This window comes from Arthrobacter sp. SIMBA_036, from assembly GCF_046535135.1.
Classification (GTDB): Bacteria; Actinomycetota; Actinomycetes; order Actinomycetales; family Micrococcaceae; genus Arthrobacter.
Genome location: NZ_JAWRXG010000306.1, coordinates 1 through 256, shown reverse-complemented (window position 1 = coordinate 256; position 256 = coordinate 1). Strand labels below are relative to the sequence as shown.

Here is a 256-nt window from a genome sequence, read left to right as displayed (position 1 = left end):
AAAGCCAACTCACGCATTTGCTCTAAATTTTTACCAACACTGGCAAATAACGCGTTAGCGCTTTCTTCTGTCACCCAACCTTCAATGGCTGAACGGTCCATATTCTTGTTTTCACGTTTTAAGTCAAAACGCACTGGAGAACCACCAGCAACAACGCCCCAACCGTAACCGGCAGGCCCTGTTTCGTGTATTACAAATGCGGCTTTAGCTCCCTGACGCGCCGCTTCTTCATATTTGTATGTCCAGCGCCCATAAT

At 47.3% G+C, this 256-nt stretch carries 1 protein-coding gene; it reads right to left on the bottom strand.

Features of this window, described 5'->3' with window-relative positions; translation table 11 throughout:
• Nucleotides 1-256, bottom strand: a 256-nt coding sequence (locus SB659_RS19990; protein ID WP_410551680.1) for a hypothetical protein, incomplete at both ends; no start/stop codon positions are given.